This window comes from Candidatus Paceibacterota bacterium (assembly GCA_035452965.1).
Taxonomy (GTDB): domain Bacteria; phylum Verrucomicrobiota; class Verrucomicrobiia; order Limisphaerales; family UBA8199; genus UBA8199.
This window is the reverse complement of record DAOTCE010000026.1, coordinates 20,688-35,590: the sequence shown is the minus strand read 5'-3', so window position 1 is coordinate 35,590 and position 14,903 is coordinate 20,688. Positions and strand designations below refer to the sequence as shown.

Genomic DNA, 14,903 nt, shown 5'->3' with positions numbered 1-14,903 from the left:
TCTATAGTAGCCTGTCTGGCTGTGTTTGTCACCATATTCAGCATGGTTTTCGCCAGGCCGGAAAGGAAGATTGAACAGAATCCCTTGCTCGTGGTCGAATTAAGCAGGGTTAGGTTAGGGTTTTCATGTGGTGCGGCGCAGTCTTCGCTGACTGCGCCGTTTTTCTTATGGGGTCAAACGTCCCTGCGGTTGGTCGGTCCCACCGGGAGGGCCAGCGCGACGGCTTACCTTGGTTTAGCGGTGGCGCAGGCTGGATAGCCACCCCCACCCAAGGCCCATGACCAAGCCAGCCGCGTGGGCGCCGTTGGCCACGTGGGGCACAATGGGCGTGAAGCAGAGGACGAACCAGATGATCATCATCGTGACCGTCGTGGGATGCAGGTACAAGCCGGAGCCAGGGTCAAACTTGCCCCGCAACCAAATGTAGCCGAGCAGTCCGTAAACCACGCCGGACATGCCGCCGAAGAACGGACCTCCAAAGAAGAACTGCGCGAGGTTCGAACCGGCTGCTATGACCAACACCAGGCCTGCCAGCGTCCACGAGGACTGGCGTCCTTCGATCATGCTGCCCAGATCCCGCAACCACAGCACGTTGAAGATGATGTGGAGCGGGCCAAAATGAATGAAGATGGGAGTGACCAACCGCCATAATTGCCCGTGCCGGATTTCAGGAAGACTCGATCCAAAGAGGTCGCTGGCCGTAAAGTCCGTGATGAATAAACCCAGAATCGGCCCGGGATTATTCCCCATCCCCGACAAAATGCTTACTACCACGCTGATCGCGATGAGGACGAAAGTGAGCGGCCCAAAGCCGTAGTTGCTCATGGGCCGGAAGATCTGTCCCGGGGTGCGCACTTTCTTGCAATAAGCGGCTTCCCCCTTCTCAGCCTGGGCGCGCAATTCCGCCGCCCCCTTCGCCTCGGTCCGATAGGCCGGATCAGCCGGATTCAGTTCATACGTCGCCAGCAAGCCAGCGGCTTCTTCAATCTTGTCCTCGTCATTGATCCAGATGGCCCAGCCCTCCGCTTTCTCAAATTCGACTTGGCTGTCAATCTTACGCACGTAGAGAAAATCCGCGAACGTGCGCGCTGCCTTCTCGTCCGCCAGGTGGCCGATCAATCGCATACTCTCGTGAAATGAGCGGAAGACCGCAATCCGGAGCTAACCCGCGCGCCATTGAAGCCGGACGAACTGGCCGTGCGACTTGTGCGCTGTATCCAGGCAACGCAATTCGAGGCGCATGCCTTTGCGCTCCAAGGTGGCATGAACCCAGCCGGCGGGGTCGCTTTCGCGGAAGACGTAAGCAACTGGCGGGAGATTGACCAGGTGTAACCCACTGGGGTCCTGCTCGACGGTCCAGGCATGGGTGTGCCCGAAAATGTAAGCCTTCACCTGCTTTCGCGGACGAATAATTTCGTAGAGCGCCTCCGTGTCCTTGAGACCTCCGACCTTTGTCATCGTGCCTGGATTATGGTGAACCAGAACCAATGCCGGCTTCTTGCGATTGGCGTCGAGCGTGCGCGCCAGCCAATGCAACTGCGCTTCGCCCAGCAGGCCGGGCGTCGAGAGCGTCTTCTCCAGCGAGTCCAGCACGAACCAGTTGGCCCGGGGTGTGCGCACCAGGGCAACCTGCCGATCGGGGAGCGGGTGTTTGGGAGTCCCTTCCTGCCGCAGCGCCTCCCGGAAACGCTCGCGGTGATCGTGGTTGCCCAGGGCAAGATGCACAGGCAACTGGGCTTCGCGGATCGGCTCGAGCAGTTCTGCCAGCCGGCGGTAGTCGCCCGTCTCCCCGCTGTTATAGGCGCAATCCCCGGCGATGAACACGCCCGCGGGACGCTTCTCCAGCGCGAGCACCTCCCGCGCTACCCGCGTGAAATGGTCCGTCATATTGATACCGCGCGCGACGCGGCTGGCATCGGCGGCGATGTGGACATCCGCCAGCAACGCCCAGGAGTTTGGATCCGCCCGCCTGGAGGCGGCGAGCAGGCTGGAACCGAACAGAAACGCCGCGCTCCCGGCCAGGGAACGCGCGAGAAACTGGCGCCGCGAAATGGCGGGCAGATGAATCGGCATCTGCTTTTCCTACGCTGACTTCAGCCTTGGCTCAAGTTAAAAGGGCAGGGGAGCGGGAATCAATCGGCACGGAGGCTCACGCGCACAAACCGCGGCCAGTACAGGCGGGCGTCCTTGAACAAGTCCCAGAAGTTCCAGGCGTTGGCCGCGTAGGTAATCAGCAGCTCATCCGCTGCGTTGGCCAGCGCGGGGTGGGCTTTAGCCGCATAACAGAAGGCCTTCGACGGCCAGTCCATTTCCGGACAGCGATAGACCCGGACCGGTTGACCCCACGGCCCGGTCAGTGCCGGCGCCAGCCGGACCAGGATGTTGCCGCCGATGCCTTCGGAGTAAACCGCCGCGTAGGCCTTGCGCGACGGCAGCCAGGAGACCGAAAACTCGCTTCCCACGTTGGGGAAAAGGGGAGTCACTCTCTGGCAGTCCTTCAGCCAGGCTCCATTGGCGAGAAAACGCCATTGGGTGAAGTCGCTCAAACGATCCAACGGCACACGGGCCACAACCAGCCCGTTAGGATGGCCAGCCTTCTTTGCCTTGGATCGCGAGTCCCCGCCGAAGAGGTAGGCATACCCGCCCTCGGACAGCACCGCGCCACCGAAGATGAGCGCGCCATCCTTTGAGATCTTCGTGAACGGCACCTTTGTTTGCGTGATGCGCCATTGTGGCGGCGCGTCATCCGGGTTGGCGACATGGGCGAGCCAGCCGTCCACCAGTTTGAATCCAAATGGCGTGTCAGTGCGCATGGTCACGACGCGCAGCATGAAGAAATACAACCCCTGTGCGTTCCGCGCGCCGTGAGCCAGCCAGAAGTAGTCACGCCCGGTGCCGCGTTGCGGCTTGATGAACGACGCGGGCTTGCCGTCCGGAGTCGTGCCGAAGAAGAACTGGGGGGTGTTGGTTCCTTTTTGGAGGGCAAGTGAGTTATTGATCATGGAGGCGTCGTGGCGCTTGCCATCCTTGACCTTGCCCACGAAGGTGTCGCTGAACAGCCACAGCGTCGTGTCGCGTGCGAGCGGAATCGAGTAATTGCCGTCCGCGCCGATCCAACCGGACTCCCGCTGAAACAAAGCGTCCCACTCAGGCGCGGCTCTTCCGGCCGGCTCCGAAGCCGCCTCCACCTGCAAAGCCGCGAGCAGTGTCAACGCCCAGACAAAGAAACTCGCGCAGTGCCATCGGGACTTGGAATGCGACAGTTCTCTGGCGTTCTGGGTGCGCCGGTGGCAAGCACCCAGCACGCGTGCGAATCGGAGGGCTGCCTCGTTCACGCCAGCTTCCAGCCCTTTCGATAGTTGCCCCGGATGTGGCGCTCGGCTTCGGGGCAATCCTTGGCCTTGAGCCTCACGGGGTCCCACTCGATCTTCCTGCCCGTGCGGTAGGCCACGTTGCCCAGTTGATTCGCTTCGGTCAGTGCGCCGGCGTAATCGAAGTTGCACGTTGTCGGCCCGCCGGTCTTGCAGGCCTCGATCCATTCCTTCCAATGGCCAATTGAGTCAGGGATAAACGGCTCCGGACGCTTGAAGTCCGCAAACTGGTCTTCCGGCAGCAGGATGTGCTTCTGGTAATCGGCGAGCAGCATTCCCTTGTCGCCGATGAAAAGGGCTCCGTTGTCCCACTGGGGAATCCGTTTCTCGGTCAGCGGCGCGGGTTTGTCCTCACCCTGGTACCATGTCAACTTGAGGGGAGGCAAGTCGCCCCGGGGGCCGTATTCGTAGGTGAGGTGGTATGAGGCGGGCGCCGTTTCAGGACTGACCGGCGGCCCGAAGGCTTCGACCGTGACCGGGTGCCGCAGCTTGAGGGCCCAGAACGGCAGGTCAATCCAATGGCTCCCCAGGTCTGACAGCGTCCCACCCGCGAAGTCCCAATACTTGTACCAACGCGGCTGCCCTTCGACATAACTGGGATGAAACGGCCGCTCCGGCGCGGGGCCGAGCCAAAGGTCCCAGTGCAGGTGCGGCGGAACCGGCACGGCCTGCTCCGGCCGGCCGCCGTCGCCCCAGGCGCGGGATACCCACACATGAACCTCGCGCACCGGCCCAATCGCTCCCGTCTGAATGAGTTCCACGACGCGCCGGTAGTTGTTGCCCGCATGAATCTGGGTGCCCATCTGCGTGGTGACGCCGGCCTTGGTGGCGGCCTCGCCAATCCGCCGGGCTTCCCAGACGCTGTGCGCAAGCGGCTTCTCGCAGTACACATGCTTGCCAAGCTGGATGGCCGGCATCACCGCAAAGGCGTGCGTGTGCTCCGTCGTGGATACAACCACCGCGTCAATGTCCTTGCTCGCATCGTACAACTTACGGAAGTCCACGAACTTTCTGGCCTGCGGGTACCTGGCCGCCGCCGCGTTCAGGTTGTTCTCGTTCACATCGCAAAGCGCCACGATGTTCTCGCTCTTGACCTCGTTGGTGTTGGCTGCGCCTCGCCCGCCGGCGCCAATGATGGCAATATTGAGCTTCTCATTGGCTGAAACGCGGCGTGACTTGAGGCGGGCAAACACCGGGCGGGTCAGCGCCGTTGCACTGGCCGCCAGGGCAGAGTAATAGAGAAATTGGCGACGCGTCAGCGATGAAGAGCGAAGCGTGGTAATGCGCATGGCTCTTTCCTACGCTTGCCAATCTGACGCGACAAGCACATTTTTGGGTTGTCGGCACCCAGTCGGCTGCGGTGGAGTAGCGGCTTCCAGCGCAGCAGAACTGAGCGCTGACGACAGACGAATAATCGGTATGGCAACAAGCAACGAGGCGGGGCCAGGGGCCGGTTGGCTGCAGCGGGTGCTCATCGGGCGCAATCCCAAGCGCACCGTGGTGCGCATTGTCGTGCTCGCCGCGGTTTCATTGATCGTCTTCCGCTATGTGCTGCTGCCCGTTCGCGTAGATGGCGGGAGCATGCTGCCCACCTACCGGGAGAATGGGGTCAACCTCGTCAACCGGCTGGCGTACCTGTTCCGTGAACCGCAACGCGGAGACGTGGTAGCGGTCCGCCTGCTGGCCGGCGGGCACCGGATGTATCTGAAACGCATCGTTGCCATGCCGGGGGAGACCCTGGTTTTCCATGGCGGCCGGATATTGGTCAACGGCAAGTTGCTGGAGGAACCCTATGTCAAATTCCCGTGCGACTGGGAGCACGAACCTGTGCTGGTGGGGCCCGACCAGTACTACGTTGTCGGCGACAACCGTGACAACCAGCGGGAATTGCATGCGCAAGGCCGTGCGCCACGCGCTCTGATCCTTGGCAAAGTGCTCTTATGAAAGAGTGGACCATTCGAATTATCCTCTTGGCCGCGCTGGCCGCGCTGGGCTTTTGGGCCTGGAGCGTTTTTTATCCCAACCCGGAGAAGATCATTAAGAAGCGTTTGAACGAGATGGCCAAGGCCGCGTCCCACTCCTCGGACCAGGGGCTCGTGGCCCAGGCGTGGACTGCCAGTTCGCTGGCCGCGTATTTCACCCCCGATGTCGAGGTCACGCTCGATGTGCCCGGGGTCCACCACACCTTCAGCGGGCGGGACGAGCTGATGCAGGGTGCGCTGGCGGTCCGGCGCGCCGGCAGGAACCTCACCATCCGGCTTCCTGACATCAAAGTCATCCTGGCACCTGACAAGACTTCAGCGGAAGTCTATGTCACGGGCGAGGCGCGTGTCTCGGGTGAAAAGGAAGTCTTCTTGCAGGAGCTGCGTTTGCGCCTGACCAAGGTCAAACGTGACTGGCTCATCAAGCAGGTGGAAACTGTAAAGACGCTTTCAAAAGGCCCGCTGGCGCCGGCCACCTGAGCGATGCGAAGTGGCGGACCCAGCCGACGAAGGCTGCCCGGCAGCTCTGGCGCCCGCAGGCATTGCCAGTTTGAAGTCCACCTGGCGTTTGAACGTGTCCACCTTTGCCACCTGCACTGCGACCTTGTCGCCCAGTTTGAACACCCGCCGGGTGCGTCGGCCCAGCAGTTGGCCGCGCGCCGCCTCAAACTGGTAGAAATCGTCGCTTAACCCCGAGAGCGGCACCAGCCCGCTCATCCCCAGCCCGGGCACATCCACAAAGAACCCGAAGTTCCGCACATCGGTGACCAGCGCCTCGTGCCGTGGGGGATGCCCTGACTTAAGCTGCGCACTCAGAAACGCGAACATCTTCACATCGCGGCTGTCGCGCTCCGCGTCGTCAGAGTTCCGCTCCGTCTCGGAGATATGATCCGCCACTTCTTTCAGCGATCCGACGGCCAATGGCTGGCCCGGCGGCTGGAATAGGGCGCGATGCACCACCAGATCGGCATAACGCCGAATCGGCGAGGTGAAGTGCGCGTACTTTTTCTTGGCCAGCCCGTAGTGGCCGAGCGGCTCGACCGCGTAGCGCGCTCGCATGAGCGACTTGAGGAAGCCGATCTTGAGCGCCTGGCCGACCGGCAGGCGGTTGAGCTTCTCCAGCAGCTTCTGCACTTCACGGCGGTTCGAAAGGTTGCCGCACTGAACGTGATGGCTCAGCACCTCTTCACGGTATTCGTGGAGTCGCTTGTCGTCCGGGGGCTCGTGGATACGGTAAATCGCTGGACGTCTTAACGCCATCAGCCGGTCGGCGACAGCTTCATTGGCCAGCAGCATGAACTCTTCGATGAGCTGGTGGGATATGTCATTCTCCACCTTCTCGAGACGCAGCACCCGCCCGCGGGCGTCGAGGCGTATCTTGGTCTCAGGAAAGTCAAGGTCCAGCGATCCGGCCTTGAACCGGGCCCGGCGGATCGTCTGGGCCAGCCCGTTGGCGTCGTGCAGCATCCGCTCAAGTGGATCCTGCGGCCGGCGCTGCAACAGCGCCAGTACTTCCGGGTAATTGTAACGGCGCTGCGAACGAATCACCGCGGGGTAGAACTGCGTCCTCCGCACCTGCCCGTCAGCCGAGAGCAGGAATTCGACGCACTTCGTCAGCCTCTCCACCTGCGGCTTGAGCGAGCACAGTTCATTGCTCAAGGCCTCCGGGAGCATCGGCACCACGCGGTCCACCAGATAGGTCGAATTCCCGCGCCGGGCTGCTTCCTCGTCGAGCGCGCTTCCTGGCTTTACATAGTGCGAAACGTCGGCAATGTGCACCCATAGCTTCCAATAGCCGGGTTCGCTCTGTTGCAGACAGATGGCGTCGTCAAAATCTTTGGCATCTTCAGGGTCAATGGTGACCACTTGATGCGCGCGGCAATCTACCCGCCCGGTCCTTTCAGCCGGCCTGACCTCCTGGCCAATTGAGCGGGCCTCCTGCAACACCCGTTTCGGGAAATGCAACGGCAGATTGTAGTGGCGAATGACCGAAAGCATATCCACCCCTTCGGCGTCGGGCGGGCCGAGCACCTCGATGATTTCGCCCTCCGGATTCGCGTGGCGCGACTTCCATTCGCGCAGCTCGACCACCACCTTATCCCCCGCTTGGGCCGGGCGCCCGGTATTGCGAGGTGGCGTGACATAAATGTCGTGCGTGATGCGCGGGTCATCCGGGATGACATGAAGGAACCGCTTGCCGCGCTGCAGCGTACCGACCAGTCGGGTCCGCGCCGGCTCCAAAACACGCACCACCCGGCCAGTGACCTCCTCCGCCCCGGAGCGGCGCGGGAAGCGGGGGAGGGCATCCCGTCGGACCAAGACGCGGTCCCCGTGCATCGCCGTGGACGTGGCATCGAAAGGAACCCGGATGGTAGGAATCTTCGGGTCGTCTGCTTCGACGAAGCCGACTCCTTGCCGGTTCATCCGAATCCGTCCTGGCACAAGGTCGGCAGCCAGCGGCAGCGCGTAACGGTTCCCCTGCTTAATGCGCGCGATTTGGCCATTCCGCTCCAGCCGGGCCAGAACGTGTTCTAGTTCCCTTTGCTGGCTGCGGCGCAGCCCGAGCCGTGCCCGCAACTCTGCGGGATTCAACGGCGTATAATTCGGCCGCTTAAGCAGGTCTAATATCTTCTGTTCCATAAAGCGTAGATTCCTCCAAGTGAGGTATTGGTGCGCATTTTCCACTATCCCGCCGCATCCGTCCAGCTCAATCCCTGGGGCAATTGACCATCGATTTGCCTCAGAAAGGGGTGTTAGCCTCAAGAATGCTGCCTCCTGCGAGTAAGCTGCCCCGGATTGCCGTCCCGGAGGACATCTGTAGTGTGTCCAGTTTTGGGACAGTGGTGGTTACCCAGCATAGGTGCGACAGCCGGATGTCCCGGTGTGGCAACCTTGTGAAGCTCGTTATAATCCGGTGTGGTTCCCATGGGGCCCGACCCCCATGGGAACCACACCGGGGTCCCGCCGGATTGCCACCGTCCCATCGCTGTAGCCGGGTTGCATGTGGGAGACAGTCGGAACCAGTATTCCGGGCGTTAGATGGCAGGAGTGGCCAGATTGAGCCGGCCTGCGGCGCGGGTCTGGAACCTACCTGCCCGGAAAGACGATTCCCAGCGATAGTGGCTGGGGTAGTTTCTGCGCTATGGGCAGGCGATTCGGGTTAGTGGGTATGCGAAATCACTACGTTATCCGTGTTTTCCGGCTAATCCGTAGTTAATCATCTGCTCTGCCCGAGCTTCCGCTGCGATACGAACGCGCTTCCCGCTAGGTAGAATCGCAGGGGAAGATCCGCCGCCTTTGTCAGCCCGACCCGCCGGGTCGCGACTAGCGGTCCCCGCTCTCGGCGGAACCTCGCCGCCGCGGGGTTCCTGGCGATGAACACTGGCGATTGTGCATTGCACAGGTCCGCCCCATCGAGGTCGCGTTCAATGTCCATCGCCAGGCACAGCTTTCCCGGACCGTTGGTCAGGTTCCGCGTGGCCTCGACCGGCCTCCGCTCCCGCATGAGCTTCTCGCCGAGGTTGGTTTCTACCGCCCGAATGAGCACTGCCTCCGCCACACCTGCCGGACGGCAGACAGCGTTCATGCAGTAGTGGTTGCCATAAATGAAGTAAACGTAAGCGTGCCCGGGTTCTCCAAACATCGCTCGGTTGCGCGCTGTGGGCCCCGGTGCGCCATGACAGGCGGGATCGTCTGCCAAATACGCCTCCGTTTCCACGATCAGCCCGCCGCATAGCCCGTCCGCCGTCCGCCGTACCAGCCAATGCCCCAGCAACGCTGGCGCCACTGCCGCCGCCGACGGTTCGTAAAGCCGCCTCGGTAGCGCCCTGAAAGTGCTCGTCATCCTCTGCCACTCTATTGACACCCCGCATCCTCGGCAACATACTCCTGAACCTGCAGGAATGACGCAAGCGGGGGCGGGCTCTCTCCTCACCCCAGCCCTTGGGCGGAAGGAGCATTCTGGCCCGTGCTGGAAGCGACTGACCAATTGGTGACCTATCCCGATCGGCCTCCGGGTGATTACCTCCCCAAACCACGGCAGCACGAGCGGCTATTCACTCGGGATGTGCCCCTTAACGGCTGAATCAGCTTTGATTTGGAGGCGGATGGCGCATACTGGCAGCCACAACCTTATGACAAAGAAGATGAGAGACCTCTGGATTCACGCGCTGTGTGGCGGGCTGCTCCTGCTTGGAGTCGCTTCGTGCTCAATTCCCGCGCAGCCTAAACACGGCATCGAGCTGTTCAACGGGAAAGACCTTGGCGGCTGGCAATATGTGCTCGCTGAGCCCGACGTCAGTATGAGCCGGGTGTGGAGCGTGCAAGACGGTGTGCTAACCTGCCAGGGCAAACCGCTGGGCTTCTTATATCGAGGTCCTGCGGTGACCAATTTTCGATTGGTGGTCGAGTATCGTTGGCCGCCGGGCACTGAACCCAGCAACAGCGGCATCTTCACCCGCCTTACTGAACCCTTTAAGCCTCTGCCCTGCACCTACGAGGTGCAATTGAAACACGGCAGCGCGGGCGATGTGATTGGGCTGCAAGGCAAATCCATCGCGGCGGGCCAGCCCCGTTTCTTCGAGGTGAAGAAGCACGCGGTCGCGGGCGACATCGCCGGTGTCGCCAAGACGCTGGATGCTGAGAACCCTCCCGGCGAATGGAATCGGGTGGAAATCCTGACGCAAGGCACGACCTGCCAGGTCTGGGTGAACGGCAAGCTGGTCAATCAGGTCAATGGACTCCAGGTGGTGTCGGGACCGGTGGGAATCCAGTCGGAGGGGGGATTGGTGCAGTTCCGGCGGGTTGAGTTGACGCCGCTGGACTGAGGACGGAAGTTTGGAGTCAGAGTTTGCAGCCGTGCACCGGATGCGGAGCATTGGTTTGGGCGTGCTGTGCGGTTGGGCTCTCTTCGGGGCTCACCTGTTCGCTGACGACTGGCCGCAATGGCTTGGCCCCAGGCGCGACGCTGTCTGGCGCGAGGCCGGCATCGTCGAGAAATTCCCCACAAACCGCCTCCCCGTCCGCTGGCGCACGAAAGTCGGCGGAGGCTACGCTGGCCCGAGCGTCGCCCTGGGGCGAGTCTATGTCGCCGACCGGCAGCGAATTCCGGCCGCCAACCGTTCAGGCGACTTGTCCGATCGCGGCGCCCCGCGCAGTGTCGAGCGGGTGCTTTGCCTGCGGGAAACGGACGGGGAAGTCCTTTGGGAACATCAATACGAATGTCCTTACACTATTAGCTATCCCGCGGGGCCGCGTGTCACACCGACAGTCAGCGAGGGCAAAGTCTATACGTTGGGAGCCGAAGGAAAGCTCATCTGCCTGGACGCGGTTAGCGGCGAAGTCCTTTGGTCGCGGGACTTCAAGGGGGAGCTTGGCATCCAAGCGCCAATGTGGGGATTCGCAGGCCATCCGCTGGTGGAAGGCCAGCGGCTGATTTGCCTGGCGGGCGGTGCGGGCACGACGGTGCTCGCGTTTGAGAAGCATACCGGCCGGGAAATCTGGCGGGCATTGAGCGCCGAGGAGCCGGGCTACAGCTCACCGATTTTGTGCGAGGCAGGTGGCAGACGGCAGGTCATACTTTGGCATCCGGAAGCGGTCAGTTCGCTCGACCCGGAAACCGGCCTGGTCTATTGGTCGGTGCCCTTCAAGTCGCGCCTTGGCGTTACCCTCGCCACGCCGCGCAAACTGGGCGACCGGCTCTTCTTCACCACGTTCTACAATGGTTCGCTGATGCTGCGGCTTGACTCGGCGAAACCCGGCGCGGTTACCGCATGGCGCACGTTAAAAATGAGCGAGAAGGAGACAACGCACCTCAACGCTGTCATGTGCACGCCGTTCCTCGAAGCCGGGCACATTTACGGCGTATGCAGCTACGGGCAATTGCGATGCCTGAACATGGAAACGGGGGAGCGGATGTGGGAGACATTCGCGGCTACGACCTCCGGTGGTTCGGTCCGTTGGGCCAATGCCTTCATTGTGAAGAACGGTGACCGCTTCTTCCTGTTCAACGAGGCAGGCGATCTCATCATCGCGAAGCTCAGCCCGATCGGCTACGAGGAGATCAGCCGCGCTCACCTGATCGAACCCGCGAACAAGGATTGCGGCCGGCCAGTGGTATGGTCGCATCCGGCCTTTGCCAACCGGCGTGTTTATGCGCGCAACGACCAGGAGATTATCTGCGTGGATCTGGCCCAAAAACGCTGACGGTTCCTATTGTCCGCTCGCGCCGCATAAAGAGTGCTCTATCGAACCGATATGATTAATCCACTCACCTCGCTGAAGGAAGCGGCCTTGCAGACGGCCATCAAGGCCTATATCAACCAGGAGATAGCCGACTTTGGTGTGGTAACGGAGCTTGCGATAGACACCAGCAAAAGGGCGATGCGGGCAGAACTGGAGCTGAAGGGGGAGACCTCGCACATTGTTATCAGCGTGGAGGAGTACGAACTGAGCGATCAGGGGGATGGGGTCCAACTGGCGCTGCGGAGGGTCAGCGCCTCCAGGGAGTGGATCACTGCGGCACTGAGGAAATACGTCGCCGGCCGGACATTCAGGCTCCCGGATGCCGCCAGGATGCTGCTGTAACGCGGGAGGCGGGGCGGGGGAAGCTGAAATGCTGTGGTTCGAAGCTTCCCTGGCCGATGGTAATTGGTGGGTGAACGGGGGGAAGCACAAGCCGTGACAACTCAGTGGAGGATCTGCAATACTGCCGGGGTGTTCATCCGGCTATTGCTCTCAATTACTATGACGCTATCGGCCCATGCCGCCTTTGACCGAGCTGAGACGCTGACGCCCAAGCTCGATGCTTTGTTCCAGGACTATAACCAACCCGGTTCGCCCGGTGCCAGCGTAATGGTTATCCATCGCGGGAAGGTGTTGGCGGCCAAGGGCTACGGCCTGGCTAATATCGAGGAGAAGACCCCTTGCGATCCCGAAACGAACTTCCGTCTCGCCTCGGTCACCAAACAATTTACCGCCATGTCGGTGCTGATCCTGGCCGAGCGCAAGAAGCTCTCGCTCGACGAGCATTTGACCGACATCATGCCTGAGTTCCCGGCCTATGGACGCGAGATCACCTTGCGCCACCTGCTGAATCACACTTCGGGCCTGCTCGACTACGAGGATCTCATCCCCAAGGGCACGGAGATCCCGGTGCTCGACCGCGACGTGTTGCGGCTGTTGATGCAACAGGACAAGACCTACTTTTCGCCTGGAACCAAATACCGCTACAGTAATTCGGCCTACGCGCTCCTGGCGCTGGTAGTGGAACAGCGCTCGGGCAACACGTTTGCTCACTTCTTGCGGCAGAACATCTTCCGCCCGTTGCGCATGACCAGCACTCTGGCCTACGAACGCGGTCTCTCGGTGGTCCCCAACCGCGCTTACGGCTACTCGTCCGACGCGGGCCGCTTCAAGCGCACCGACCAAAACCTGACCAGCTCCGTGTTGGGGGATGGCGGCATCTACTCGTCGGTTACCGACCTCTGCAGGTGGGACCAGGCCCTCTATACCGACAAGCTCGTGAGCAAGAGAACGCTCAAGCTCGCCTTTACCCCGGGCCCTGTCACCGACCGGCCAGACACTTCCTACGGCTTCGGTTGGTATGTCACGCAGTACCGCGGAATGCGGGAAATCTACCATAGCGGCACCAGCGTGGGCTTCACCACGCGGCTTGCGCGCTTCCCAGAGCGGGAGTTCACCGTTATCATCCTTACAAACCGCGATGAAGCCAACATCGCTGAATTACCCCACCGGATAGCCGACTTGTATTTGCCTGAGGCGAAGTAGAGTGCGGGCAACCGTGGAGTGCCCCTCAGCAGCTCGGCGAGATGTCGCGCAGCATTTGTAATGGCTTTGCAGGGGATCTTCCCCTACCGTCTATCACGCATGAGACTGGTTCTTACCCAAATCAGACGGTTCCGGATGCCCGAAATTGAGTTATGCCGGGGCTGATCGCCATCGTCGGCCGGCCCAACGTCGGCAAATCGGCTCTGTTCAACCGCATCGCGGGCCGGCGCATCGCCATTGTGCATGATCAGCCTGGGGTCACCCGTGACCGCATCACGGCGGAGCTGGAATGGGGCGGACAGCCATTCACCCTCGTGGATACCGGCGGCATTGGTTTGCTGCGTCGCGAAAAGGCGCTTGATGTCATTGTCAAAGCCGCGATGGAGCAGGTTGAGTTGGCTGTCGAGGCGGCCGATGTCATCATTCTGGTGGTCAACGTTCAGGAAGGCGTGGTGCCGCTGGACCGCGAAGCCGCCGCACGGTTGCGCGGCGGCGGCAAGCCGGTCCTGGTCGCCGTCAACAAGGTGGACTCCGAGCGGATGGAAGCTGGCGTCGTGGAATTCTCCGAACTCGGTTTTGAGCAGCTCTTTCCCGTCAGTGCGATACATGGCGAAGGGATTGAACCACTGATGAAAGCGGCGATGGCGGAAATCAAAGCCGAGGTCAGAGTCGGAATCCCGGCCGGGCCTGAGGATCTCGACGCGGATCACGCCTTGCCTAACACAGCTCGCGCCCCTCTCAAGCTCGCGATCGTCGGCCGCCCCAATGTGGGCAAGTCTTCCATCATCAATGCGTTAACGAAATCCGCACGAGTCGTTGTGAGTCCAATTCCGGGCACGACGCGAGACGCCGTGGACGTGCCATTCGAGGTTGAAACCGAGGGCGTGCGGCAGAGTTATGTGCTGATTGACACGGCCGGCCTGCGCAAGACCCGGCGTGTTGACGACTCGATAGAGTTCTTCAGTGTTAAGCGGGCTGAACAGTCCATCGCCCGGTGCGACATCGCCCTATTCGTGCTCGACGCGGAATCCGGAATCACGGAGCAGGACAAGAAGATCGCCGACCGGATTGTGGAGGAACGCAAGGCATGCATTGTGGTGATGAACAAGTGGGACCTGATGGACGACGCCGTTCGCCAGGCGCGCCAGGAGGAAATCGAGCGCCGACGACAAAGAAAGTACCGGAATGCAGCCCACATCATGACCACCCTTGCCGAGTTCGGCGAATGGGTGCAGGAACGTTTGTTCTTCCTCGACTATGCGCCGGTGATATTCACCTCGGCCCTATCGGGTTTCAACCTCGATCGCCTGCTCGAAGCGGTCCGCTACGTTGCCGCCCAACTGCAACAGACCATCTCGACGGCAATCCTGAATCGAACCCTGCGCGATGCCGTTGAACACCGCCAACCCATCAGTGCTCAAGGCCACCGCCTTAAGTTCTTCTACGCAACGCAGGTCAAACAGGCGCCGCCGACGTTTCTGCTATTCGTAAACCGCGATGAACTCTTTTCCGACCAGTATAGGAAGTACCTTGCCGATCGGATGCGCTCTTCGTTTGGTTATGAGGGATGCCCCATAGTGCTGGTCGCGAAACCGCGCCCGAAGCCCGTTGAACCGGTTCGGAAGTTCAAGCGCCGGAGCGAGCATGCCTCGCATTAGGGGCTTGGCCGATCGAGTTAGCCAGCTCCAGCAGCAGTTGGGAACGGGGCTTGGGGAGGGATTTAGGAAAACTGCCGCGGGGCAAGAACAGCCTTTGTCGATCT

13 protein-coding genes are annotated in these 14,903 nt (G+C 61.4%); 7 read left to right on the top strand and 6 right to left on the bottom strand.

All coding sequences use genetic code 11. The features are described from left to right. Positions 1-234: 234 nt before the first annotated feature. Genes P5205_16735 through P5205_16720 form a run of 4 tightly spaced genes read right to left on the bottom strand, consistent with a single transcriptional unit; the run spans position 235 to position 4,660 of the window. Positions 235-1,125 carry a rhomboid family intramembrane serine protease gene (locus P5205_16735; GenBank protein HSA12010.1) on the bottom strand — a complete coding sequence of 297 codons (891 nt, stop codon included), beginning with the start codon at positions 1,123-1,125 and terminating at the stop codon, positions 235-237. Between the two features lie 36 nt (positions 1,126-1,161). After that, positions 1,162-2,073, bottom strand: coding sequence for a metallophosphoesterase (locus P5205_16730; protein HSA12009.1), 912 nt, complete (start codon positions 2,071-2,073; stop codon positions 1,162-1,164). Between the two features lie 59 nt (positions 2,074-2,132). Continuing rightward, entirely contained in the window at positions 2,133-3,335 is a 1,203-nt protein-coding gene (locus P5205_16725; GenBank protein ID HSA12008.1) for a DUF4185 domain-containing protein, read from the bottom strand. Continuing rightward, on the bottom strand, positions 3,332-4,660 hold the full coding sequence (locus P5205_16720; protein HSA12007.1) for a Gfo/Idh/MocA family oxidoreductase: 1,329 nt from the start codon (positions 4,658-4,660) through the stop codon (positions 3,332-3,334). Before P5205_16720 ends, P5205_16725 begins: the two co-directional genes overlap by 4 nt. 130 nt (positions 4,661-4,790) lie before the next feature. On the opposite strand from P5205_16720, the gene lepB reads away from it, so the two are divergent. Together lepB and P5205_16710 are read left to right on the top strand one after the other, a co-directional pair. Next, the gene (gene lepB, locus P5205_16715; protein HSA12006.1) at positions 4,791-5,315 is read left to right on the top strand and encodes a signal peptidase I; all 525 of its coding nucleotides are present in this window, start codon (positions 4,791-4,793) and stop codon (positions 5,313-5,315) included. Then, positions 5,312-5,833 carry a hypothetical protein gene (locus P5205_16710; protein HSA12005.1) on the top strand — a complete coding sequence of 174 codons (522 nt, stop codon included), beginning with the start codon at positions 5,312-5,314 and terminating at the stop codon, positions 5,831-5,833. Before lepB ends, P5205_16710 begins: the two co-directional genes overlap by 4 nt. Here the strand turns inward: P5205_16710 and rnr are convergent. Next, positions 5,804-7,993: a ribonuclease R gene (gene rnr / locus P5205_16705; protein ID HSA12004.1), complete on the bottom strand. Its 2,190-nt coding sequence runs from the start codon at positions 7,991-7,993 to the stop codon at positions 5,804-5,806. The genes P5205_16710 and rnr overlap by 30 nt on opposite strands. A 577-nt stretch (positions 7,994-8,570) precedes the next feature. Then, a complete protein-coding gene (locus P5205_16700; GenBank protein ID HSA12003.1) occupies positions 8,571-9,197 on the bottom strand; it encodes a DNA-3-methyladenine glycosylase in 627 nt (208 codons plus the stop codon). A gap of 289 nt (positions 9,198-9,486) precedes the next feature. Here P5205_16700 and P5205_16695 point away from each other — a divergent pair, with 289 nt between their 5' ends. The 5 genes from P5205_16695 to der all read left to right on the top strand — a co-directional run bounded on the left by P5205_16695 (position 9,487) and on the right by der (position 14,799). Then, positions 9,487-10,179 (top strand): DUF1080 domain-containing protein, encoded by a 693-nt coding sequence (locus P5205_16695; GenBank protein ID HSA12002.1) that lies wholly within the window; start codon positions 9,487-9,489, stop codon positions 10,177-10,179. Between the two features lie 40 nt (positions 10,180-10,219). Beyond that, complete coding sequence (locus tag P5205_16690) at positions 10,220-11,557, top strand: PQQ-like beta-propeller repeat protein (GenBank protein HSA12001.1); 1,338 nt, start codon at positions 10,220-10,222, stop codon at positions 11,555-11,557. 51 nt (positions 11,558-11,608) lie between these two features. Continuing rightward, positions 11,609-11,938 carry a hypothetical protein gene (locus P5205_16685; protein ID HSA12000.1) on the top strand — a complete coding sequence of 110 codons (330 nt, stop codon included), beginning with the start codon at positions 11,609-11,611 and terminating at the stop codon, positions 11,936-11,938. Positions 11,939-12,097: 159 nt separating this feature from the next. Further along, complete coding sequence (locus P5205_16680) at positions 12,098-13,141, top strand: serine hydrolase domain-containing protein (protein ID HSA11999.1); 1,044 nt, start codon at positions 12,098-12,100, stop codon at positions 13,139-13,141. A 152-nt stretch (positions 13,142-13,293) separates the two neighbouring features. Further along, positions 13,294-14,799 (top strand): ribosome biogenesis GTPase Der, encoded by a 1,506-nt coding sequence (gene der, locus P5205_16675; protein HSA11998.1) that lies wholly within the window; start codon positions 13,294-13,296, stop codon positions 14,797-14,799. Positions 14,800-14,903: the final 104 nt, after the last annotated feature.

Bases quoted from the DNA above. Each gene is read 5' to 3' on its own strand.
- P5205_16730 (HSA12009.1), bottom strand. From the start codon at position 2,073: ATGCCGATTCATCTGCCCGCCATTTCGCGGCGCCAGTTTCTCGCGCGT.
- P5205_16700 (HSA12003.1), bottom strand. From the start codon at position 9,197: ATGACGAGCACTTTCAGGGCGCTACCGAGGCGGCTTTACGAACCGTCG.
- P5205_16735 (HSA12010.1), bottom strand. From the start codon at position 1,125: ATGCGATTGATCGGCCACCTGGCGGACGAGAAGGCAGCGCGCACGTTC.
- P5205_16720 (HSA12007.1), bottom strand. From the start codon at position 4,660: ATGCGCATTACCACGCTTCGCTCTTCATCGCTGACGCGTCGCCAATTT.
- P5205_16685 (HSA12000.1), top strand. From the start codon at position 11,609: ATGATTAATCCACTCACCTCGCTGAAGGAAGCGGCCTTGCAGACGGCC.
- P5205_16710 (HSA12005.1), top strand. From the start codon at position 5,312: ATGAAAGAGTGGACCATTCGAATTATCCTCTTGGCCGCGCTGGCCGCG.
- P5205_16690 (HSA12001.1), top strand. From the start codon at position 10,220: ATGCGGAGCATTGGTTTGGGCGTGCTGTGCGGTTGGGCTCTCTTCGGG.
- lepB (HSA12006.1), top strand. From the start codon at position 4,791: ATGGCAACAAGCAACGAGGCGGGGCCAGGGGCCGGTTGGCTGCAGCGG.
- P5205_16695 (HSA12002.1), top strand. From the start codon at position 9,487: ATGACAAAGAAGATGAGAGACCTCTGGATTCACGCGCTGTGTGGCGGG.
- der (HSA11998.1), top strand. From the start codon at position 13,294: ATGCCGGGGCTGATCGCCATCGTCGGCCGGCCCAACGTCGGCAAATCG.
- P5205_16680 (HSA11999.1), top strand. From the start codon at position 12,098: ATGACGCTATCGGCCCATGCCGCCTTTGACCGAGCTGAGACGCTGACG.
- rnr (HSA12004.1), bottom strand. From the start codon at position 7,993: ATGGAACAGAAGATATTAGACCTGCTTAAGCGGCCGAATTATACGCCG.